The organism is Borrelia nietonii YOR (genome assembly GCF_023035795.1).
In the GTDB taxonomy this organism is placed as follows: Bacteria; Spirochaetota; Spirochaetia; order Borreliales; family Borreliaceae; genus Borrelia; species Borrelia hermsii.
Genome location: NZ_CP073148.1, coordinates 541174 through 562471 on the forward strand (window position 1 = coordinate 541174; position 21298 = coordinate 562471).

The 21298-nt window shown below is 29.1% G+C and carries 19 protein-coding genes and 3 tRNA genes; 11 read left to right on the forward strand and 11 right to left on the reverse strand.

Features of this window, described 5'->3' with window-relative positions; genetic code table 11:
- Positions 1-53: 53 nt before the first annotated feature.
- Positions 54-1856, forward strand: a complete 1803-nt coding sequence (locus bhYOR_RS02630) for a hypothetical protein (protein WP_025434066.1) — start codon at positions 54-56, stop codon at positions 1854-1856.
- Positions 1849-2634, forward strand: coding sequence for a type III pantothenate kinase (locus tag bhYOR_RS02635; protein WP_025434067.1), 786 nt, complete (start codon positions 1849-1851; stop codon positions 2632-2634). The genes bhYOR_RS02630 and bhYOR_RS02635 overlap by 8 nt, the downstream gene beginning before the upstream one ends.
- A gap of 97 nt (positions 2635-2731) precedes the next feature.
- Here bhYOR_RS02635 and bhYOR_RS02640 read toward each other — a convergent pair whose 3' ends face one another.
- From bhYOR_RS02640 to bhYOR_RS02650, 3 genes are read right to left on the reverse strand one after another with little or no spacing between them, the layout of a single operon-like run.
- On the reverse strand, positions 2732-3544 hold the full coding sequence (locus bhYOR_RS02640; protein WP_025434068.1) for a TIGR02757 family protein: 813 nt from the start codon (positions 3542-3544) through the stop codon (positions 2732-2734).
- Complete coding sequence (locus tag bhYOR_RS02645) at positions 3531-4142, reverse strand: glucosaminidase domain-containing protein (protein WP_025399845.1); 612 nt, start codon at positions 4140-4142, stop codon at positions 3531-3533. Before bhYOR_RS02645 ends, bhYOR_RS02640 begins: the two co-directional genes overlap by 14 nt.
- A 2-nt stretch (positions 4143-4144) precedes the next feature.
- A complete protein-coding gene (locus bhYOR_RS02650) occupies positions 4145-5431 on the reverse strand; it encodes a hypothetical protein (RefSeq protein ID WP_025434070.1) in 1287 nt (428 codons plus the stop codon).
- 428 nt (positions 5432-5859) lie between these two features.
- Here bhYOR_RS02650 and bhYOR_RS02655 point away from each other — a divergent pair, with 428 nt between their 5' ends.
- Genes bhYOR_RS02655 through bhYOR_RS02670 form a run of 4 tightly spaced genes read left to right on the forward strand, consistent with a single transcriptional unit; the run spans position 5860 to position 10987 of the window.
- Positions 5860-6618, forward strand: a complete 759-nt coding sequence (locus tag bhYOR_RS02655; RefSeq protein WP_025434071.1) for an MBL fold metallo-hydrolase — start codon at positions 5860-5862, stop codon at positions 6616-6618.
- 19 nt (positions 6619-6637) lie between these two features.
- Positions 6638-7399 carry an exodeoxyribonuclease III gene (gene xth, locus bhYOR_RS02660; RefSeq protein WP_025434072.1) on the forward strand — a complete coding sequence of 254 codons (762 nt, stop codon included), beginning with the start codon at positions 6638-6640 and terminating at the stop codon, positions 7397-7399.
- A 22-nt stretch (positions 7400-7421) separates the two neighbouring features.
- Positions 7422-8168 (forward strand): hypothetical protein, encoded by a 747-nt coding sequence (locus tag bhYOR_RS02665; protein ID WP_025399849.1) that lies wholly within the window; start codon positions 7422-7424, stop codon positions 8166-8168.
- Positions 8165-10987 carry a M16 family metallopeptidase gene (locus bhYOR_RS02670; protein ID WP_025434073.1) on the forward strand — a complete coding sequence of 941 codons (2823 nt, stop codon included), beginning with the start codon at positions 8165-8167 and terminating at the stop codon, positions 10985-10987. The genes bhYOR_RS02665 and bhYOR_RS02670 overlap by 4 nt, the downstream gene beginning before the upstream one ends.
- Here bhYOR_RS02670 and bhYOR_RS02675 read toward each other — a convergent pair.
- From bhYOR_RS02675 to fusA, 8 genes are all read right to left on the reverse strand, one after another.
- Positions 10984-12456: a hypothetical protein gene (locus bhYOR_RS02675; protein ID WP_025434074.1), complete on the reverse strand. Its 1473-nt coding sequence runs from the start codon at positions 12454-12456 to the stop codon at positions 10984-10986. The two genes, bhYOR_RS02670 and bhYOR_RS02675, sit on opposite strands and share 4 nt — an antisense overlap.
- Positions 12457-12515: 59 nt before the next feature.
- Positions 12516-12588: transfer RNA gene (locus bhYOR_RS02680), tRNA-Glu, on the reverse strand.
- 7 nt (positions 12589-12595) lie between these two features.
- Positions 12596-12668 (reverse strand) — tRNA-Lys (locus tag bhYOR_RS02685).
- Between the two features lie 96 nt (positions 12669-12764).
- A tRNA-Lys gene (locus tag bhYOR_RS02690) sits at positions 12765-12838 on the reverse strand.
- A gap of 51 nt (positions 12839-12889) precedes the next feature.
- A complete protein-coding gene (locus bhYOR_RS02695) occupies positions 12890-13525 on the reverse strand; it encodes a tetratricopeptide repeat protein (protein ID WP_025399852.1) in 636 nt (211 codons plus the stop codon).
- Positions 13522-13872 (reverse strand): bactofilin family protein, encoded by a 351-nt coding sequence (locus bhYOR_RS02700; RefSeq protein WP_025399853.1) that lies wholly within the window; start codon positions 13870-13872, stop codon positions 13522-13524. The genes bhYOR_RS02695 and bhYOR_RS02700 overlap by 4 nt, the downstream gene beginning before the upstream one ends.
- Positions 13873-13950: 78 nt before the next feature.
- A complete protein-coding gene (locus tag bhYOR_RS02705) occupies positions 13951-14646 on the reverse strand; it encodes a Bax inhibitor-1/YccA family protein (protein WP_025399854.1) in 696 nt (231 codons plus the stop codon).
- Between the two features lie 12 nt (positions 14647-14658).
- Positions 14659-16737 (reverse strand): elongation factor G, encoded by a 2079-nt coding sequence (gene fusA, locus bhYOR_RS02710; protein ID WP_025399855.1) that lies wholly within the window; start codon positions 16735-16737, stop codon positions 14659-14661.
- Between the two features lie 348 nt (positions 16738-17085).
- On the opposite strand from fusA, the gene bhYOR_RS02715 reads away from it, so the two are divergent.
- The 5 genes from bhYOR_RS02715 (at position 17086) to bhYOR_RS02735 (ending at position 21298) form a co-directional block, all read left to right on the forward strand.
- Positions 17086-17313: a KTSC domain-containing protein gene (locus tag bhYOR_RS02715; RefSeq protein ID WP_025375539.1), complete on the forward strand. Its 228-nt coding sequence runs from the start codon at positions 17086-17088 to the stop codon at positions 17311-17313.
- A gap of 185 nt (positions 17314-17498) precedes the next feature.
- On the forward strand, positions 17499-18578 hold the full coding sequence (locus tag bhYOR_RS02720) for a hypothetical protein (protein ID WP_025399856.1): 1080 nt from the start codon (positions 17499-17501) through the stop codon (positions 18576-18578).
- Positions 18579-18643: 65 nt separating this feature from the next.
- A complete protein-coding gene (locus bhYOR_RS02725; protein WP_025434075.1) occupies positions 18644-19183 on the forward strand; it encodes a tetratricopeptide repeat protein in 540 nt (179 codons plus the stop codon).
- Between the two features lie 84 nt (positions 19184-19267).
- The gene (locus bhYOR_RS02730) at positions 19268-19903 is read left to right on the forward strand and encodes a hypothetical protein (protein ID WP_025399858.1); all 636 of its coding nucleotides are present in this window, start codon (positions 19268-19270) and stop codon (positions 19901-19903) included.
- A gap of 174 nt (positions 19904-20077) precedes the next feature.
- A complete protein-coding gene (locus bhYOR_RS02735) occupies positions 20078-21298 on the forward strand; it encodes a ribose-phosphate pyrophosphokinase (RefSeq protein WP_025434076.1) in 1221 nt (406 codons plus the stop codon).

Sequence of the window (21298 nt, forward strand, 5' to 3'; positions counted from 1 at the left end):
TTTTATACAACCGATATTGATATTTTAATTCTTTATTATTAATATTGAATGATATGAATAAATATTTGAGTTTAAGTTTTTTTTACTTGCTAATTGGTATTCTGTTTTTATTTTTTGTTGTTTTTATTCAGTTTCGAGACTTAAGTTTAAATGTGTTTTTATTAAAGGATTTAAAATTTTTAGTTAACAATAAGGTTGAAGATAATCAATATGTTTTAGATAATCTTACCCTTAATATAAGAGGTATTAAGATACATCTATCTAAGACAAAACCGCTTATTATTCCTGAAAATGGGATTCATCTTTATCCCATTTCTTATAAAGTACAAGATAATGCTATTTACGTTTATTTTGAAAATAACATTTTTTTACTCTTTTCATTTGATTCAAATAATAACTTTAATGTTAGTTCAAATCTTTCTAAAAAACTGTTAATTAATTATGAAATTGAGAGTGATTATAAAATTTTATTTGATGAAAATATTATCATTGAGGCTACAGATAGTCATTTTGAGGTTTCTTTGGGAAAACATAGTCAGATGAATGAGAGAGAAATTTTAGTTAGTCCTCAAGAAGTTTTTCAGATCGGAGATTTGGTTGAAGGATCTAAAACCTCAAATGAATTGATTTCTAGCAAACCGGATATTCTTTTAGATGTAAATTCTCCAGTTGTGTATTCATCGATTAAGAAGGTAGATAAAAAGGACTTTGACTCAGCATTGGTTAGGTTTAGAGATAAAGCCTATGATGCATGGAGCAACAAGTCACGATTTAGTGTTAAGAAGGGCGGATGGCGTAGGGGTAATGTATATTCTTTTGATGAGGATATATTTATTTATTTATTGGCTGAGTCTTTAACAAGACCTGATTATGAAGCTACATTTTTAAAACTTAAATCTTTAGTGAGTCTTAATGAAGATCATTTAACATATTTAAGTGCAAGTTACTACGTTGATGCAGAAAAACTTGATAAATTTTTTCGCTATTTATCTGTAAATAAAACTTTTATTAATTCTCTTGAGTCGGATAAGCTTTTGAAATATTTAAAAGAAGATGCGTATCTTTTAGAGAAGATTTTTTTATCTGAGAATGTTTCTATTTTAAATGGTGCATTAAATATTTTAAGGAAACCGGAAGTGATATTGACTTCTGGATTTAATTTAACCCAAGCTTATAATGTGCTTTCTAATTATATTATATTCTTGCAATTTGATAATGATAATTTTGTGCTTGGTAAGCTTAAAGAAGAGTTAACTAAATTTGTATCTATTTTATTTTCTGTAACTAGTAATGGAGAAGCGTATATTCCTGGTAATAAGAGTGACTTGTCTTGGGATTTTGAATATACACTTAAGATTGCGGGATTACTTAAAAGACTTGCTTCCCACTTAGGTAATGATTTACTCTTGGAGTTTGTTTTTAATGCTATTTATTATTCTTTACTTAAGCCTGATATTGAGAAAATTCCTTATGAAAATTATTATGCTGATATTGTTGATAATGATTATATTCCGAGATTTAGTTTATTGCCAAATCTTGGAGTTGGACATTGGATATATGGTGCGACAAAGATTATAAATTTTGATTTTTCTAATGCGTTTTATTCTATTAATTTTGATCGTGGTTTAAATTCTTCTGGGTATTTCTTTTTTAAAGGGATCCCAAATCCTACTTTGGTTAGGTTTAGGAATATTAATTGGTTTACAGATCCTCAGTTTTACATCTATTCTGATGGATGGAGATATTATTCTGATAATAAAATATTGGTTTTAAAAATAACACCTAAGAAATCCGATGATACAAAGATTCTCTTAAGATTTGATGATGTAAAGGCATTTGGGAATATTGATGAATAAACTTGTTGGTTCAGTTCAGTTAATTATTGATATTGGAAACACAAGTATATCTTTTGCATTGTATAGACTGGATAAAATGCAGATATATTGCAAGCTTGGCACAAAACGTGATTTGAGTTTTAAGGAGCTTTATAAGTTTCTTAAGGTTAAATTTGACTACAAGGTTGATCAAGTGTTTGTAAGTAGTGTTGTACCAATTATTGATACAGTACTTATCAATGCAATTGTTTCCCTTTATAAGGTAAATCCTTTATTCATTAGATTTGATTTAAGTTATGACTTAAGTTTTAATCTTTATAATAACAATCGATTTGTATTAGGGTCAGATGTTTTTGCAAATCTTGTTGGAGCTATTGAGTATTATAATATTAATGATGCTTTAGTAGTAGATCTTGGAACAGCTTGTACTATTTTTGCGATTAGCAGAAGGGAAGGTATACTTGGTGGTCTTATTAATGGTGGGCCTTTTACAAATTTGAATGCATTAATTCAGAATGCCTATCTTTTAAAGGATTTTAATCTTGCAGTACCGAAAAAATTGCTAGGTTTATCAACTATTGATAGTGTAAATAGTGGTGTAATTTATCAGTATAAATATTTAATAGAAGGCGTTTATCATGAGCTTATGCGTAATTATGATAAGGAATTTAGATTGATAATTACAGGTGGAAATTCTTATTTAGTTTTACCTTTAATAAGCGTGGATTTTATAGCTAATTTGTATTTGACCCTTGAAGGCATTAGGATTTTGGGAAATGCTTTTAAAGGCGATTATTAGTTCTTTTATTATGCGTTTTTCTTGATAAAGGGTTTTATGTCGTAATTACTAATATTATATACTGCGAGATAAATTTAAATTTTCTTGTTAATAATGCCTAGTATTTAAGTTTGAAAATATTTGTAAATAGTTCTTCTTTATTAAATGTTCTGTTTATTCCAAATCGGGTTAAAGAAAAATCATATTTTACAGGGTCATCTTTATTTTTTTTTGAGAAATGTTTTGTGACTTCTATTGCTTTCTTAAGACTTACATTTTTGTTGTTTTGGAGATTAAATAGTTTTGATGAGATGTCTCTCATGTGAGTATCCATTGGAATTATTAAATCTGATGGGTTGAATTTATTCCAAATTCCTAAGTCAACATCATCTTTTCTTATCATCCATCTTAAGAATAGAAATAGCCTTTTACAGGCACTTCCCTTTGAAGGTTTTGGAAGTATTATGCTGAATGAGTGTTCATTGATATTTTCCATTTGTGTTATTAGTTCGTCTAAGCTTGATATGAAGTTTTCATTTTTTTTGTAAATGTTATAGAGTAAATTCTCAATTGTTAAGTATTTTTCTTGTATTTTTTTCAAAGGTATTAGTAGTCTTATAATATCTTCTGTTTTGAAAAATCTATAAGTAAAGTTTTTGTATATTGTTTTTAAATCTTCTTTTTTAAGTGTTTTGAGTGTTTCTGAAGGCTTGCTTCCAAGCGGTTTTAAGACACTATTAATTGCTTTTAATATTTGTTCAACTCTTCCTAGTGCTAATGATGAGCTAATTAGGCCTGCAAGTTCAATATCTTCTTTTTCTGTATATTTGTATAAAAATTCTAGTGGATCTGGATGAACAAATTCTCGTTTATTATATTTGCTATATATAAATTCTAATATGTCTAATATAGTATCCTTATTTTTTTGCATTATCAAATTCTAATAATCCAAGCAATATTTTTTTTAACTTTTTATCATAAAGTTTATCTTTGGCCCATTTCCCGGTAAGATCATATATTGTTGGAGCAGAGCCTCTTTTGACGAGGTAAAATCTAGGATCAACCATATTGGAATTTATGTTTTGTCTTGAAGCATAAGCTTTTAAATGTTGAATATGTGCTCTTATTCCTTCTTTGATATTAGAAAAAGAATTTCCCTTTGTAAAGTTATCAGTAGCTCCTATGCCTGAGAAATTATGCTGTTCTTTAGAAACGATACCATTAAATTTTAAAATACCTGTTTCAAGTAGCATTTGAGCATAGGCAATATCATAATTTATGCCTTCAATTATGGATTCATCTATGTAAGTTTGTGCAATTGTTTTAACGTATTCTGCTTCAAGGTGGGGATTCATTTTTAATGTATATCTTATGAGATCTTCTACTTGACTTTTGCCTCTACTTAGTAGAAAAGGAATATATTTTTCTTTTTGTATTTCAGTATTTATTTCAATTATTTCTTCAATACAGTAACTCTTTACTGTTAATAATATCAAAGATATTATTAACAGTATGAATTTTTGTTGCATTTTTAAGATCCTCTGTCCTCAATGAATTTATTGATTTCGTTAATTACAAAATCAAATCTTGGTAGCATTAATTTTTTGTCTTTAAAGAAATTGAAACTTTCTAAATAACTTCTACTGAAGATGAAATCAGAAATTTCACCAATGTTATTCATGTTTATTACTTTTATAGAAGATGGATCTGTGTTGGTTTTTTGCCATTCATTTTCATCTTGTTTTATTAGTAGTTGCAATGTTTTTATTTTGAAGCTTTGAGGTTTTCCACCGATGTTTATGTATTTTTTTATTTGCTTGTTTTTACTAATGATTGCATTTGCAATATTTGCTTGATTTCCCATTGTAATTAGAATTAATTGATTCAGCTCTACTCTTGGATCTAGAAATTTTAATTTTTGAGTTGATTTAATAAGTTCAAGAACATTTTGAATCTCTGTAACATCAGATGTTTTGTCTTTTCTGTCGCTGAAAATTTTGATAGGTTCTATTAGATACTTAATAGTTGCGTTTGAAATATAAGTTAACAAACCTGCATTGTTGTTTGTAATAAAATTACTAGCATTCATATGTTTGTATTGTGGAGCGTATAGATATACAATGTTTCCTTTTTTAACTAGTCTGTTTACAAATGATTTAAACATTGAATCATGAGAATAAAATGGCAATATAATTAAGATACTATCATATAGTTTTTGATTATTGCTAATTGGAGCATCTTTATATACATTCTCATATTTTGGTAGATAGTTCATTTCATTTATGAAAAATGGATTAAAATCGTAATGAAAAAAAGGATTTTGACGTTTAAGTCCTAGTGTAAAATTGATTGGATACCATACTGATAAATTTAAATTATTCTTATGATCTTTGATTTTTGTAAATCCTACTTTGTAGCTGGAATTTACATCTTTTGGATAGTCTGTAAAGAATCCAAGGTATGAAAATACAGTTGAAATTAGTACCACCATTATAGATGGTAGTACTATCATTATTTTAAATGGGATAGTAAAAATGATTCTTTTAAATTTATTATCTTTTCTCTTTGTGTGTCTTCTAAGAATTATTGTTTTTATGGTTTTCATGGTAGTTGTTATTAAAAAGAATAAAAATATGGATCCGGAATAAAACATTAATGGTCTTACTTCTATGAGATATAGAGTAATTATAAAAAAGATTCCGGGGAAGATTATGAAATAATCTTCGTAAGAAAATTCTCTTTTAAAATTGAATAAATTTATTATTAAAAATATACTAAAACTTAATAAGAATATTGTTTCATAAGATTGTTCATGCATAAAAAGTAATTTTTCCTTAGATAATTATAAGCATAAAAACGCTATTTACAAAATAATTTCTTAAGTTATAAAGTAGATTATTATGATATAATATAAGCGATATTATTTGATTTTTATTTTAATAAATAGGGATTGGCATTTATCTTGTTCGACTTTAATTATTAATTATTGGTTATGACTTTTTAAATTTTTATTTGAAAATCAAAAATTAGAGCTATGATTAATTGTGGTTGATGTAGTAGTTTATAATTTCTTTTTCTGAATGGTTTGTGATGTTATGCTTTAAAACTAAACTAAATTAGTTTGATTTTGTATCTCTTTCGTTTAAGTCATTTATTATGTCTTATTCTATTTGATATCTTATTTATTCTTTTATCGTTTGGTTTTATTATGGTATAATTTGATTCCTTAAGGGGCAATGTTAGTACATGTTAGGAATCTTTTTAGGAACTGGTGCATCAAGTGGTGTTCCTATGTTGAATTGCAGTTGTAGAGTATGCAGTTTAAACTTTGGTAAAAATAAAAGACTTAGAAGTGCCTTTTTCCTCAGTTTATATGGAATGAACTTATTAATTGATACAGGTCCTGATATTAGAACACAGCTTTTAAGAGAAAATATCGTTAAGTTGGATTTGGTATTGTATACCCATGAGCATTATGATCATATTATGGGTCTTGATGATATTAAATTTTATACAAGGACTGTTCCTTTACCCATTTATGCGCGAGAGAGTACGATGCAACACATTAAAAATGCTTTTCCGCATAATTTTTCGTCAAAAGTATCTATAAGTGGGAAAGCAAATATTATTCCTAGCTTGGCAGTGGATTTGCAACAAATTTTTTTTAGAGGAATAAATATAATGCCAATTCCTTTATTACATGGAGATATAATTAGTTTAGGCTATAGAATAGCTAATTTAGCATATCTTACTGATGTTAAATCTATTCCTGAGATTTCTTACAACTATTTAAAGGGCTTGGATGTACTCGTAATAGATGCCTTAAGGATTAAACCTCATCCTGGACATTTGAATTTTGATGATGCTATTAATGAAGTTAAAAAAATAAATCCTAAGGTTACTTATTTTACACATATTTCACATGATATCATGCATGAAGAATTTGATTATCTAAAGAGATATGATATTTATTTGGCTTATGATGGGTTGCAGATACATGTTTAAATTGAGTTGGTGAATGATTATGAATTTAATTTCTTGGAATGTCAATGGAATAAGAGCTGTTTTTGGCAAAGGTTTCTTTGAGTTTATTGAAAAATATAGTCCGGATATTTTGTGTCTTCAGGAAATCAAGGCTTGCAAAGAGCAGTTACCAAAAAAGCTTATTAATATTAAGGAGTATTATTCTTATTTTTCAAAATCCATAATAAAGGGTTATAGTGGGGTTGCTCTTTATTCAAAGATTGAGCCTATTAAATTAGAGAATATGAATATGGAAATATTTGATAGAGAAGGGAGATGTCTTATTGCTCATTATCGTGATTTTATCCTTATTAATGCGTATTTTCCTAATTCTCAAGCTTTAAGAAAAAGACTTAATTATAAGCTTGAATTTTTAATGAGCCTTGAATCTATTGCAAATTCATTTGTAACTGCTGGAAAGAATATTGTTATTTGTGGTGATTTTAATATTGCACATACAGAAATTGATCTTTCTAATCCTAAGTCCAGCAGAGAATCTGCTGGTTTTTATATTGAAGAAACTACTTGGATGGATAACTTTTTAAATGGAGGTTATGTAGATACCTTTAGAATGTTTAACAGGGAGCCGGGCAACTATACTTGGTGGGATTATAGAACAAGGGCAAGAGAGCGTAATATAGGTTGGAGGATTGATTATTTTCTTGTAAATGAAGTCTTTAAATCTGAGGTAAGGGATGCTTTGATTTTAAGTGAGGTAATGGGTAGCGATCATTGTCCTGTTTTTTTAGCGTTAAAGCAGTAAAGTGTATGTATGGAAGATGTATATGAGTAAATATTTTATAACAATTCTGTTTTTTTTTATTCATGGTTTTATTTTTGGGATTAATTTAGAGAGTGTTGATTTTTACCGCAGTCTTGATAGGAAAGATCTATTATTTGTGCTTCACTTATTGGAGCGAGAAAAACATTTGACTCAAAAAAATGAATTTTTTACGTATATTGATTTGGCCAAGCAGGTTTTGGCTGAAAGGGGTGTTCAAGTTTTAAGTGGCGGTAATGAGTTGGATGGTGTGCAGCATATTAATATTCTGCAACGCCCAGAGAATTATAATAGTTCGAAGTTTGTCTTAAAGGCCTCGAGAGACTTAAATATTTTTGTCTATTTTGATGGTAGTGATGGATTTTTAAAAACTTTAGATGGGCGCAATGTAGGTGTTCAAGATGGTAATTTTGTGATTTTAGAGCCAGTATCCTTTAAAGGGTATGATAATGTATCAAGTGAGCATGCTACTATTGAAATTTATGAGACGAGTATTTTAAGTCCTGATTTTAGTAAGTTTGTTTTAGATAAATTGAAACCTTTTGTATATGTTAGGGAATTGAATAAGAGGGTTTACCTTGATGATATTTCAAAGTTATCTAAGGGGGAACTTTTATTCTTATTTTATGAATTGTTTCCCATTGCTAGGTTAAAGGGTGTGAAGGATTGGTATGATTTTGGATTTTCATCTATTTTAAGAGAAATTAAAAAAGTTTATGACATAAGAATAAATGCAAGGAAAAGGAAATGAAATACGAACATATTAACAATATTAGTATATTAAAATTTGTCTTTTTAATTTTGGTCTTTCTTTTTTTATCTTGTTCGTCTGCTAAGTTAAAGGTTGATAAAAACTTAGTAAGTGGCCAGCTTGAAAATGGACTTAAATATTATATTTATGGCAATCGACTTCCAAGTAAGGCTGTTCATATGGGAGTTTTGTTTAATGTTGGATCTTTAAACGAAGAGGAAAATGAGAGGGGTTTGGCTCATTATCTTGAACATATGGCTTTTAAGGGTACAGCGGATTATCCTGGTAGTGAGGGTGTTTTGGAAGTTCTTAAGAAGTTTGGGATGAAATTTGGGGCTGATATTAATGCTTATACTAGTTTTGATAAGACTTATTATCGTCTTGATTTGCCAGATGGTGGGAATGAATCAGAGATTGATGAGGCCTTGAATGTATTAAGGAACTGGGCTTTTCAAATGAAATTTGATGAAGTAGAAATAGATAAAGAGCGTAATGTTGTTCTTGAAGAGAAAAAGCGTGGGGAGAATTATTCTGGTAGGGTAGCTGAAAAGATGTTTGGGGTTATTTTGGGTGATAGTAAATATGCAGTCAGATTTCCTATTGGACTTGAAGAGAGAATTTTATCTTTTAAATCAGAAAATTTCAAGAAATTTTATAAGAAATGGTATAGACCAGATCTTACTAGTATCATTGTTGTGGGAGATATTGCTCCTGATAAAATTGAAAAGAAAATAAGAGAACGGTTTGCATCTTTAGAGAAACCGGTAAGTGAGCCTGAAAAGGTTAAAATAAATTTGGGTACAAGTATTGATGAAAAATTTGTAAGTATCGAAGATATTGAGATACCATTTCCTAGTCTGAATTTTGTTATTAAAAAGAGGATTAAAGATAGTTTTGATACTGTTGATTATGTTGCAAGAATGGTTGAGAAGACCTTATTAGATGAGCTTTTTGTAAATAGATTTTATGAGCTAAAGACTGCTGGAACAAATTATTTTATGTCATTTGATAAATTTGATTCGGAATTTAAATCCGATGATAATTATGTTTTGATTAATGAAATTTCTTTTAAGATTAATCCAGAGCATTTTAAAGAAGCTATTGAAGGGTTTTTCTATGAAATTGAGAGAATTAAGAGATTTGGTTTTACAAAAGGTGAAATCGACAAGATCAAGTCTAAGCTTATAAGTTCTGCTAAGCTGAGCAAGGATAATATCAATAAGCGATATTCATCTAGTATTGTACGTAGCTTAGTAGATAGTATTTCTCAAGATTCTTTGATGTTCGATATGAATGAATATTTTGATATTATTATTGATCATCTAAATAAAATTAGTCTGAGAGAAATATCAAATTTTGCCAAGCGTGAAGCATCCATAGATGATATGGCTATTATTTATTCTTATTCTAAGAAATTTCATCCCAATTTAACTTTTGAAGAGATGAAAGAATTGCGTGATCTTGCTTTAGGAAGAGAAATTAAACCTTATGATGATGTATCAATTCAGGGTGAATTTTTTAAAAAGTCTTTAGAAAGTAAAAAGATTATTGATGAGAAAGAATTATCTTATGGAATTTCATCCTTTATGCTGGAGAATGGAGTTGAAGTTTACTTTAAGCGAAATGAGCATAAGAAAAATATAGTTAATTTTAGTGCATCTTCTTGGGGTGGTTTGTTAAGTGAGAATGCTGAACTTGTGCCTGTTTTGTCTTTGGCTCCAGGAGTAGTTTCTAATTCAGGATATGGGGATTATTCTCAGCTTCAAGTTGAAAAATATTTGTCAGATAAGGTTGTAAGTTTAACCCCAACAGTTGGTGATCAAATGTCAAGCATTAATGGTAGTGCTGATACTAAGGACATTGAAACTCTTTTTAAGCTTATATACTTTACATTTAATGATCCAAAGATAGATGATGTTGTTTTGCAAAGTACCATTGATGATATAAAAGCAACAATTAAGAGTAAGGAAAATAGTTCTAAATATCTTTTTAATAGTGCTATTAGGAAATTTTATAATAATGATGATTACCGTTTGAGAGATATTAAAGAATCTGATTTGAAAAATGTATCAAAGGATGTTCTTTTGGATTTTTATAAAAGGAGATTTACTTATGCAAATAACTTCAAATTTGTTTTTGTGGGAGATGTTGACTTAGAGACAATAAAAAATCTTTCAAGTAAGTATTTAGGTAATTTAAGTTCCAAAAAATTGGATGAGTTTAGAGATTTGGATTATTCTTATAAGAAAAGTACGGATAGAATAGTTATAAAAAAAGGCAAGGATTCAACTAGTACTGCGTACATTTTGTATCCTTTTAAGTTCAATTATACACCTGAGGATATTATAAATTATGAGGCTTTAGCATCGCTATTAACTGAAGGTCTTGTTAAAACTATTAGAAGAAAGCAATCTAGTGTTTATTCAATAGGAGCATCTTTTGATTATTTACTTAGAAAACATTCTAATTCAGATGGTTTTTTAACTGTATATTTTACTGTTGAACCTAAGGTTTTAGATAATGTCTTGAAGTCCGTTAATGAGTATATATTAGAAAAACAAAAAAGAGATTTTGTGGACGAGGATTTTAATTATATTAAGAAGAGTATTATTAAAGATCATAATATTAGTTCTAAATCTAATGGGTATTGGCTTTCAAAGATATTATATTCAGTTATTTGGTATGGTGCCTTAAGAGATACGTTTAGTGCTAAATTTATTGAAAATAATTTAAGTAAAGACACCATAAATATGTTGTTTAAGGAAATTGATGTTAAGCAAGGGGTAGAGATTGTATTAAACCCAGAAAAGGGTAATTAATTTGCAATTTTGTTAGCATATATATTTTGCTTTTTTATTATTTTATCCTTGAAAAGGATTAATAGTTCGCCAGCTATTAATCCTTTTGCTTTCCATAATAATTCTTCTAATTTTATAGCCCATGCTTCATATCTCCCAAGTCCAAGTTTGGGGAAATATTTGGTGTTAGTTAAATAATTTGCAATATCTTTTTTTGGAATTTGAGTGGTGTAGGTGTAGAACTCGTTTATTACTAAATAATGAGACTTAACATCATAACCTTTATTATCTAAAAATTTAATCCAGGCTTTTTTATCTTTTGATAAGATATTTTTATTCCAAAAATTAGAGATTGCTTTATTGAAATTATTGTCTATAAAGAAATACATGTGTAATATTTCATGCATAAATATTATCATTTGGGCTATTTTTGACATAGTTTCATCTTCTGAATAAGTTGCAAACGCAGTATTTCTTGATTCGTCTTTGATTTTAATTATATTGTTTTCAATATATGCTAATTTGTTGATTATAATTAAGTTTTTTAAAATTTTTTCTTCTTTGTTTAATTTTATATTTGATTTTTGTGCTGCATTAAAAAATAGAATTATGTCTTTAAGTCTATAATTGTGACCTTTCCATCCTACTTTATTTTCTAGTTCGTTGTTTGATAGTAACATTCCTCTGAATTCTTTTTTTTCGATAAAAAATGCCATTCTTTTTAACATTAGAGACTGATCGGTTAAGTTCTTGAATTTTAGTACATATATGTTAGGTTCTGCTATTAGTTTGAAAATCTCAAATGAATCTCTTCTGTAATTTTCTTTTTTATAGTTGAAAATAAATTTTAGATCAGAATTTATTGGTTTGTTTATATCATAGTAAGCATTCATATTAATATATCCAATTTTACTTATTTGAAGCATATTGCTGTTTTTAGTAGACTTTATTTCGTCATTATTATTGTCTAGTGATGTGTACTTGATGAGATTGGATAATACTATTTTTTGAGATTCTTTTTCTGAATATAAGTTCGTGAGCATGGGCTTTAATATTATTTTTTTTGCTTTAAAACCTACGATAGGAAACATATTTTTGTTAAGATTAAATTTAATAGAATATTCATTTTGACTAATTAAGATTTTAAATTTTTGAGGATTTGATCTTGTTGTTTTAATCTTTGAATTTTTTATTTCACTATTATTTAGTTTGATGGATTTGATATTGTTCATTTTGATTTCTATCGTTAATTCTTTATCTTGATTTATTATATTTGGAATATTATATAAGTAGTTTTTGTTTTGAGTGTTGATTTCTATGCTTGCATTTTCATTAATCTGGAGATTTAGTACAATGTGATTTACTTTTTTTTCATCATAACGTATTATTTTGTGATTGTTATTACTGATAGGGGATTTTTTTTCATTTTTGTTTGCATACATTGCGTAAAGACTTGTTAATAAAACCATTGTTGCTAGAATATTTTTCATTATTATATATATATTAATACAATAATGAAAAAGAGAGAACCCATGAGAGTTTCTCTTGACATCCTCTAGGGGAATTGAACCCCTGTTGCCAGGATGAAAACCTGGAGTCCTAGGCCACTAGACGAAGAGGACAAAAAATTGAGCTCAGTAGGACTCGAACCTACGACCCTCGCCTTAAAAGGGCGATGCTCTACCAGCTGAGCTATAAGCCCGTAAACAATTAAATCTACCAAAAATAATTGTACCATTTATTTCAAAATTTGTCAATACTTTGAAATAAGCAAAACCTTCAGCTTAAATCATTCAAGTGAGCTGCACAGGACTCGAACCTGTGACCTGCGGGTTAAGAATCCGATGCTCTGACCACCTGAGCTAGCAGCCCTCTGTTTTATTAATAAACTAATAAATAGGATAAATGCTTACAGATATAATGTCAAGGAGTATGATTATTTTTTTCTGTCTTTTTTAACAAATTTTTTGCTTCTAAGTGATTGGGATTTAAAGTTAGCAATTTTGTTAGAGTTTCTTTTGCTAAAATTTTATTTTTTGCATTAAGCCTTGCTTTTGCAAGCTTTAATAGTAGGTTTTGATTATTTGGCAAAAATCTTAAAGCATTTTCATATGCGAAATCGGCTTCATTATATCTTTCAAGTTTATAAAAAGAGTCTGCAGTTAAAATGTATACTTTAGCTATTCGCGCTCCATTGGAGTCAAGACTAATATATTTCTGAAAATGTTTAAGAGCATTTTTATATTGTCCTTGGAAAAAATAAGCTTCTCCTAATGCTTGGATTATTCTTGAATCATTCTTGTTAATTTCAAGTCCTTTGATTGATTCTAATTCGGCTCTTTTATATTCACCTATTGCTATTAAACTCCATATAAGTATTACTCTTGCATCTAAATTATTTGTCTTGTGTTTTATTTCATTTTGGGTATTGATAATAGCTTCTTGGAATTTGCCTTGTCTATAGAGTAAAAGCGAGTCTTCTTTTTCTTGTGCTTTTAGTAGGCTTAGGCATGAGAGTAATATGAGGATTATTTTTAGACCAAAACTTTTATTTGTCATTTTTCTTTCATCTCACAATTTCCATTAAAGAGTGCCCCTGAGTCTATGAAGAGTTCTTTTGTTTTAATGTTGCCGATTAACTTTCCAGTTTTGTAAATTTTGATTGTCTCTAAAGCTTCTACATTGCCTTTCATTGTTCCATGATTTAGGAAATTATTACACTTAATTTCTGCTTCTACATTAGCTTTTTCTCTTAAGTAAATTGAACTTGTTGAAGTTATAAATCCTTTAAGGGCTCCTTCAATGATTATTGGTTTATTGCTTTCTATATATCCTTCAAACTCAAAACTGTTCCTTATAACATTCTGGGTATTGCTTTCTTCAAATTCTAGGCTATCTATACTCAATTTAACTCCTAAAAATGAATGCTTAACTTAAGCATTCATTTTTGCTTTAACCTTAGCTTTAAACTTGCAAGTTAGTTTTTAATCTCTTCTTTGCCCTAAGAATCTTAGTAAATATAGGAATAAATTTATGAAATCTAGGTAAAGCTTTAAAGAGGCTACAACTGCCATTCTATTTTTAATTTCAGTACCATCTTCTAACATTCTATTCATTTTAGAAATATTTTGAACATCGTAAGCCGTTAAACCTGTAAATAATATGACACCTAGAATTGAGATTAAAAAATCAAGTCCTGAGCTTCTAAAGAATATGTTAAAAATAGATGCAATAATGATGCCCCATAATCCCATAATCAAATAACTTCCCATTTTTGTAAGGTCTGTGCTTGTTGTATATCCGTAAAAGGACATTGCAAGGAAAGTTAAAGAAGTAATTCCAAATGTATAAAATATTGAACCTTGAGTGTATATCATAAATACAGAAGATAGTGTTACTCCTGTTAAAGCTGAGTATCCTAGAAAAAGTGCTGTTGCTGTGCCGCTTGATATTTTCTCGATTGCTCCGCTTATTGCATAAACAAGTCCAAACTGTACAAGTAGCATTGCTATGTATGACATTGGATTTGTGAATATTATGGCTTTCATTATCTGATTTTCAGATGTTGTATATGCAAAGATTGCAGATATTAAAAGACCAATTGCCATTAATCCAAAAACTTGGGCTAAAAATTTATTTTTTATTCTTATTTCTTGTTTATCTTGCGTTAATTCAAACATAATGGTTCCCCCTTATTTATTTTGTTCGTTAAATTTTTTACATAATTCATTAAATGTTGTATTTGGAACTTTACCGTATCTTAAAAATTCCATTGAAAATTCAGCTTTTCCTTGTGTGGAAGATCTTAAAACGGTTGAAAATCCAAACATCTCGCTTAAAGGTACCTCAGCTTCAACTTTTGAGAAATTGCCCTCTTCAACAGAGCCTAAAATTATTCCTCTTCTTTGGTTTAAAAGACCAAACATATTGCCTTGGAATTCGGTTGGACCTTCAAGAGTTACTCTCATTATTGGCTCGAGTATTGTGGGTTTTGCCTTATTATAAGCTTCTCTGAATGCACCAATTGCTGCAAGTTGGAATGCAATGTCTGATGAGTCAACGATATGATATTGGCCGTCATTAATTGTAATTTTAATACCTACAATTGGGAAGCCTATTAAAGTTCCTTTTTCCATAGCCTTTTGGAATCCTTTGTCACATGATGGAATGTATTCTGTTGGAATTACTCCACCTTTTATAAGATTGACAAATTCATAAGTTTGTCCTTCTGCATCAAGTGGTTCCATAAATCCAGCAACTCTTCCAAATTGACCCGCACCTCCTGATTGCTTTTTATGAGTATAATTAAATTCTGCTTTGTCTGTTATGGTTTCTCTGTATGCTACTTGAGGCATTCCTGTTTCAACTTCTGCTTTAAATTCTCTTTTCATTCTTTCAATATAAACTTCTAAGTGCAGTTCGCCCATTCCTTGTATTATTGTTTCTTTTGATTCAGCATCTACATAAGTTTTGAATGTGGGATCTTCTTTAGTAAATCTTCCAAGAGCTTTTGCCATATTGTCAGCTGATTTTTTATCTTTGGGTTTTATTGATAAAGATATTACTGGTTCTGGAACATACATTGATGTCATTGAATAGTTAATTGAAGGGTCACAGAATGTATCTCCTGATGCACATTCTATTCCAAATAATGCAACAATATCCCCACTGCTTCCAAATTCAATGTCTTCAGTGTTATTGGCATGCATTCTAATAAGTCTGCCAACTTTAAACTTTTTCGAAGTTCTTGAATTTATTAGTTCTTGTCCTTTTTTTAAAATCCCTTGATATATTCTTACATAAGTTAATTGCCCATATTGTCCATCTTCCAATTTAAAAGCCAGTGCTACAGTTGGTAAGTTTTCATCGGTTTTAAGTTCAATTTCTTTTTCGTTTGCGTTTAAGTCAAGTGCCACATTTTTGATGTCATGAGGAGAAGGCAAAAATCTATTTACAGCGTCAAGTAAAAGTTGCACACCTTTGTTTTTATAAGCAGAACCCATAAATACAGGACAAAGTTTTAAAGCCAAAGTACCTGTTCTAACGGCATCGTATATTGTCTTTATAGCTACATCTTGTCCTTCCATATGAAGTTCCATAAGTTCATCATTAAAGTCAGATAGTGCATCAAGCATTATTTTTCGCTTTTCTTCAGCCTCATTTAATAACTCGGCAGGAATTTCCTTTTCTATGATTTCTGTTCCATCTCTACCTTCAAAGTAATAGGCTTTCATTACAATAAGATCTACAATTCCTATGTGTTTATCTTCAAGTCCTATTGGAATTTGCATTAAAACTGAGTTTAACCCAAGCTTATCTTTAAGTTGATCTTTTACGTTGTTAGGATTTGCTCCGGTTTTGTCACATTTATTTACGAAAGCAAGGCGTGGTACATTATATCTTTTTAATTGTCTGTCAACTGTAATTGATTGGGATTGAACTCCCGCAACAGAGTCAAGAACAAGTATCGCTCCGTCTAGAACTCTAAGTGAACGTTCAACTTCAATTGTGAAGTCAACGTGACCCGGAGTGTCAATAATATTGATTGGATGGTTCTTCCATTCAACGTGAGTTGCAGCTGATGCTATTGTGATGCCCCGTTCTCTTTCAAGTTCCATTGAATCCATTGTTGCTCCAACTCCGTCTTTTCCCTTAACTTCATGAATGGCGTGAATTTTATTACAATAAAAAAGAATACGTTCTGTGAGTGTGGTTTTCCCTGAATCAATGTGGGCACTAATACCTATGTTTCGCAATTTTTTATAATCCATGGAATATTTTTCCTCCTGAGCATGTATAGTTAGAACACTAATTATCTTAAGTATTTTACATGATTTTTTTAAAAAAGTCTATTTGAAACTGTTCAAGTCAATTTTGACTTAAGAAAGTTTCATTGTAAAAAGGTCGGCAATTCATTTTTATTGAATTTTGTGCGGGAATCCAGTTATTTGCAGACTTACTTGACTAAGTTGTATTAAAAGATATACAGTTAGTTATAAGGAATATATCATTTAGTAAATTTTGATTTTATTGATTAAAAATACTTAACATTTAATGAATTTACTCTTTCTTTACTTTATATTTTATACTCCTAAGAATAATCATTGGAGGATATAAGTTTGAATACTTTAACAATATCTCATGAATTAAGCAAGATATGTCAAGTTGATTATGATTCTGCTTTATCTGAACTTTCTGTATTTTTTAAAGACGGAAGAGCTTATAAATATTTCAAAATTGAACCAAGGCATTTTAATATAATATCTAAGCTTGTTCAAGAAAAAAGGTCAGTTGGTAAATATTTAACAGAACATATATTTAACAAATATGACCAAGAAAAGCTTTAATTTTAGTTTTTGACTTAGTTATTTTAGAAGGATTCTTAAGTATTATAGGAATCCTTTTTTATTTATTTGCTTTTAAGCTTTATAATACAATGCAATTGTGCTTTTTGAATTGCATTGTGTTTTTTTGCAATAAAGGTTATTATAGTTTAGTTATTAAATAAATTTTGTTTAATAGGGTTTGATAGATGAGAAGATTTTTAATTATTATTATATTGTTCTTGTTTTTTAGTACATCTTATGCCAAATTTTTGTATTTCTCAGCAGGTTTTAGTACACAAATTAGTCTTGAGTCACTTTCTTTATTTGGTAAAAAGACTGGCACAGTTTTGGATAAGTTGTTAAGTTCTGAATTATTCCCTATATTGCAAAATTTTAGAAATAATTTTTTGCCCCGTTGGAGTGCATTTGAGGATAGTGCATCTGATTTATATGCTTCTTTTCAAAAAAATTTAGGTACTTTTAAGAAATTGTATAGGGGGAGGAAAGAGAAAAATTCACAATTGGGCAAAATGGAAGAATCTGATTTGGATGAGTTAGACGTGCTTTTAAATAGTAGTCATGATTTAAAAAAATTTTTGACTGAACTAAAAAAGTTAAACAAAAGGGCTGCACTTAAAAAGTTAGATGAAGCTGGATTGAATATGAAAAAACTTTTAGCTAGTTTAGGAGAAACAACAGAACGTGCTATTGAGCTACAGGAAGTGTTATTTGGGCAATTAAGTGAATTTGGAATTGATAGTCATGATGATTTTATGAGATTATGGAAGGAAATCTTTATACCAGGGAGTGTCTTAAATAATGCTTTGCGGCAAAAATTATCACCTTTATTTAGTGCTGGTTTTCAAGGTTATTTTCAGATTGGTCTTCCTATTGCTTTGAGTAATTTTTATTATGGATTTGAACTTGGGTTTGGTGTGAATCTTGGAAGGATGATTGCACCCAATTTAAACCTTCTAAAGGCTTCATATCCTGTTAATTTAGACTTAGGAATAATGCCAAGATTATTTGTGAAATATGATATTTATTATTTAGCAGCTACTTTATTTTCAGGTTTTGGTGATAGATCTTTAGTTGTAGATCCTATTTATGTGGGAAATTTAAGTGGTAATGCTGTAGTAACTAATCCTTTTAGTGTTATTGAGACAGGTCTTAGATTGAGACTAGCCTTTATTAATTTGGAATCATCAGTATTATTTTCTATTAATGATTTTAAATATAGAGACTTAAGGGTTGGGTTTGGGTTTGAGATCCCAATAATTATTTAGGCATTAATATTGATTGATATTTTATTTAATATTTATACTAATCTAGTATTCAGGTTTTGCTTTAAGTGTATAAGGGATTATTTTTATTTCTTTTTTGTTTTGTATTATCTTGTAAAACTTTTTCTCAAGATTATCAAGCTATCTCGGATGAGTATTATAAGCTTGCCAAATTGAATGAGGAACTTGGTAATAATCAGGCATCAGTTTTACTTTACGAACAAGCTATTAAATTTAATCCTAATGCGAATGATGCATCTAGTTATAATTTTATTTTGGCTTACATCAATTTAAAGAAATATGATGAGGCTGAGTTAAAGCTCGAATCTTTATTGAAAAATGATCCAAACAATATTTTGTTGATTAATTTAAAAGCTTATTTATTCTTTAGAAAGGATAATTTGGAAGAGGCTTTAAAATTTTATTTAAACACTTTAGAGGTAGTGCCTGCTAATCAAGAAGCGTTATTTAATGTTTTTTATATTTATCATTTAAAAAAGGATATAGAAAATGCGAAGAAGTATATCTTAAAATATAAGGAATTAAAATATTTAGTTCCTTCTAATGCAAGTGAGATAGTTTCATCCGTTTTGGGGGATCAGAGTTAAAGATTGTTTTGTACTAATTTTGACATCTGTTGTTCCATGAGCTTAGTGTGCAACTTCATTTAAGTATTTTGGGAGGAGTTAAATATTATGCAGACAAAGATTTTATTTTTAAGCTTGTTGATATTCGTTACAAGCAATGTTTTTGCGGATATTAAATTTGAACTTAATTTGGGGTTTGGTTTGGATTTTCCGGTAAGTACTATTTCAAACTTTTATAATACAGCTTTAGACGTTGGTGAAAAACTTGAGAGTAGTATATCTGATTTGGAGAGAGAGAAGATCATTAAAGATTTTGCAGATATGGTTAACATTTCTAAGACTGGTTTGACTTATGGGGGACATGCTCAAATGGGAGCAAGATTTGATGATTTCTGTTCACTTGGTTTTGAACTTGGATTTGATTTTAATGTATTTAGGTGTGTTAATCGTAAAGGACGATTGAATGATATTCATTCATTCATTGCGGCTATTGAATCTAGGTTTTATACAAGGTTAGACTTTTTCATTGGATCTGTTGCATTATTTACAGGACCTAGAGCTAATATGTCTACTGCTGTTGTTGATTCTATCTTGAATGAATTTGATGTGTTTGGTTGGGATCTTGGTGCAAGGGCTACATTTGCTTTCTTGGCACTTGAGGGATATTATTGTTGGAATATTCATAATAATAAATTTTCTGATTTTAAGTTTGGTATAGGATTTGAGTTTGAAGTTATTTAGATAACAAATAAATTTTTGCATTATTTAGGATTATTGTATTATTTAGTTTTTAATTTACTCATGATGAGGGCTTTTATTGTTTTAATTTTAGAGATTTCTCTTAATCTTGTGTGAATTATTTGTATTAATGTACAATAAAATAAAGATTTTTTGTCGAAGTAGGGAGTTTGAAAATTGAGTTTGCTTATTAAAAAATCAATAGGGATTATTGCCTGTCCTGGTGGGAGGGTATTTGCAGATAAAATAATGGAAGAGCTTAAGAAAATATTCTTAGATACTGAGAGTAAAGTTATTGAAAAAATTTCACAAACTTCTAATTGTTTAAAAGAAGATGTTTTGAAACTTGAAGGAATTTTGTCTCCTTTTTTAGAAGGGTTTGGATTTTCTAACTCAAGATTTGATGAGGCTATGGAAATTCCTGTGAGCTTTGTTAAGTTTGCTAATGGTGAATTTAAAGCAGAAATTTTAAAAACCATAAGAAATAAAGATATTTTTATTGTGCAAGATGTTTCTAATACTTATCCAGTTAATGTAAATAATAATGAAGAAGTGGTAATGACAATTAATGATCATTTAATGAATTTGATGACTACAATAGATGCATGCAAGCAGGCTAAGGCTAATTCTGTGAGTGTTATTGTTCCTTCTTATCCTTACTCAAGGCAAGATAAAAAGCATTCAAGAGAAGGATTAACAGCAAGTCTTGTTGGGAGGTTTCTGGAGGAATTAGGAGTTAAGCATATTTTAACATTAGACATTCATTCAAAGGCTATTGAAAATGTTTTTAGAAAAACGTATTTTGAGAATTTAAATGCATCTTATGAAATTTTTGATGCTTTAGCTGAATTAATAGATATTAGAGATTCAAATTTAGTAGTTGTTTCTCCTGATACAGGCGCTGTTAATAGGAATAAATTTTTTGCATCTAGTCTTAAAAGGCCCTTGGCTTTGCTTTATAAGGAAAGGGATTATTCGAAGGTAACACATAATGTTAATGATTCTAATATTTCTGTTACTAAGCTTTTAGGAGATGTTGAGGGTAAGAATGTTTTTATGAGTGATGATATGTTAGCTACTGGTGGGACTTTTATTAAGGCTGTGAAATTGCTAAAAAGCATGGGAGCTAAAAAGATTATATGTGCAATAAGTCTGCCATTTTTTAATGGGAATGCAATTAGATATTTTGATAAAGCTTATGAGGAAGGCTATTTTTATAAGATAATTGGAACAAATGCTGTTTATCATGATGATAGGCTTATTAGTAAACCTTGGTATTATGAAGCTAATGTTGCACATCTTTTTGCAGGTGCAATTTTTGCAATTCACAATAGAGTTAGTTTGCAAAAAATTCTTGATAGAAGTCATGATATTCAAAATTTAATTTCTAAGAGTTAG

Bases quoted from the DNA above. Each gene is read 5' to 3' on its own strand.
- bhYOR_RS02630 (WP_025434066.1), top strand. From the start codon at position 54: ATGAATAAATATTTGAGTTTAAGTTTTTTTTACTTGCTAATTGGTATT.
- bhYOR_RS02635 (WP_025434067.1), top strand. From the start codon at position 1,849: ATGAATAAACTTGTTGGTTCAGTTCAGTTAATTATTGATATTGGAAAC.
- bhYOR_RS02640 (WP_025434068.1), bottom strand. From the start codon at position 3,544: ATGCAAAAAAATAAGGATACTATATTAGACATATTAGAATTTATATAT.
- bhYOR_RS02645 (WP_025399845.1), bottom strand. From the start codon at position 4,142: ATGCAACAAAAATTCATACTGTTAATAATATCTTTGATATTATTAACA.
- bhYOR_RS02650 (WP_025434070.1), bottom strand. From the start codon at position 5,431: ATGCATGAACAATCTTATGAAACAATATTCTTATTAAGTTTTAGTATA.
- bhYOR_RS02655 (WP_025434071.1), top strand. From the start codon at position 5,860: ATGTTAGGAATCTTTTTAGGAACTGGTGCATCAAGTGGTGTTCCTATG.
- xth (WP_025434072.1), top strand. From the start codon at position 6,638: ATGAATTTAATTTCTTGGAATGTCAATGGAATAAGAGCTGTTTTTGGC.
- bhYOR_RS02665 (WP_025399849.1), top strand. From the start codon at position 7,422: ATGAGTAAATATTTTATAACAATTCTGTTTTTTTTTATTCATGGTTTT.
- bhYOR_RS02670 (WP_025434073.1), top strand. From the start codon at position 8,165: ATGAAATACGAACATATTAACAATATTAGTATATTAAAATTTGTCTTT.
- bhYOR_RS02675 (WP_025434074.1), bottom strand. From the start codon at position 12,456: ATGAAAAATATTCTAGCAACAATGGTTTTATTAACAAGTCTTTACGCA.
- bhYOR_RS02695 (WP_025399852.1), bottom strand. From the start codon at position 13,525: ATGACAAATAAAAGTTTTGGTCTAAAAATAATCCTCATATTACTCTCA.
- bhYOR_RS02705 (WP_025399854.1), bottom strand. From the start codon at position 14,646: ATGTTTGAATTAACGCAAGATAAACAAGAAATAAGAATAAAAAATAAA.
- fusA (WP_025399855.1), bottom strand. From the start codon at position 16,737: ATGGATTATAAAAAATTGCGAAACATAGGTATTAGTGCCCACATTGAT.
- bhYOR_RS02720 (WP_025399856.1), top strand. From the start codon at position 17,499: ATGAGAAGATTTTTAATTATTATTATATTGTTCTTGTTTTTTAGTACA.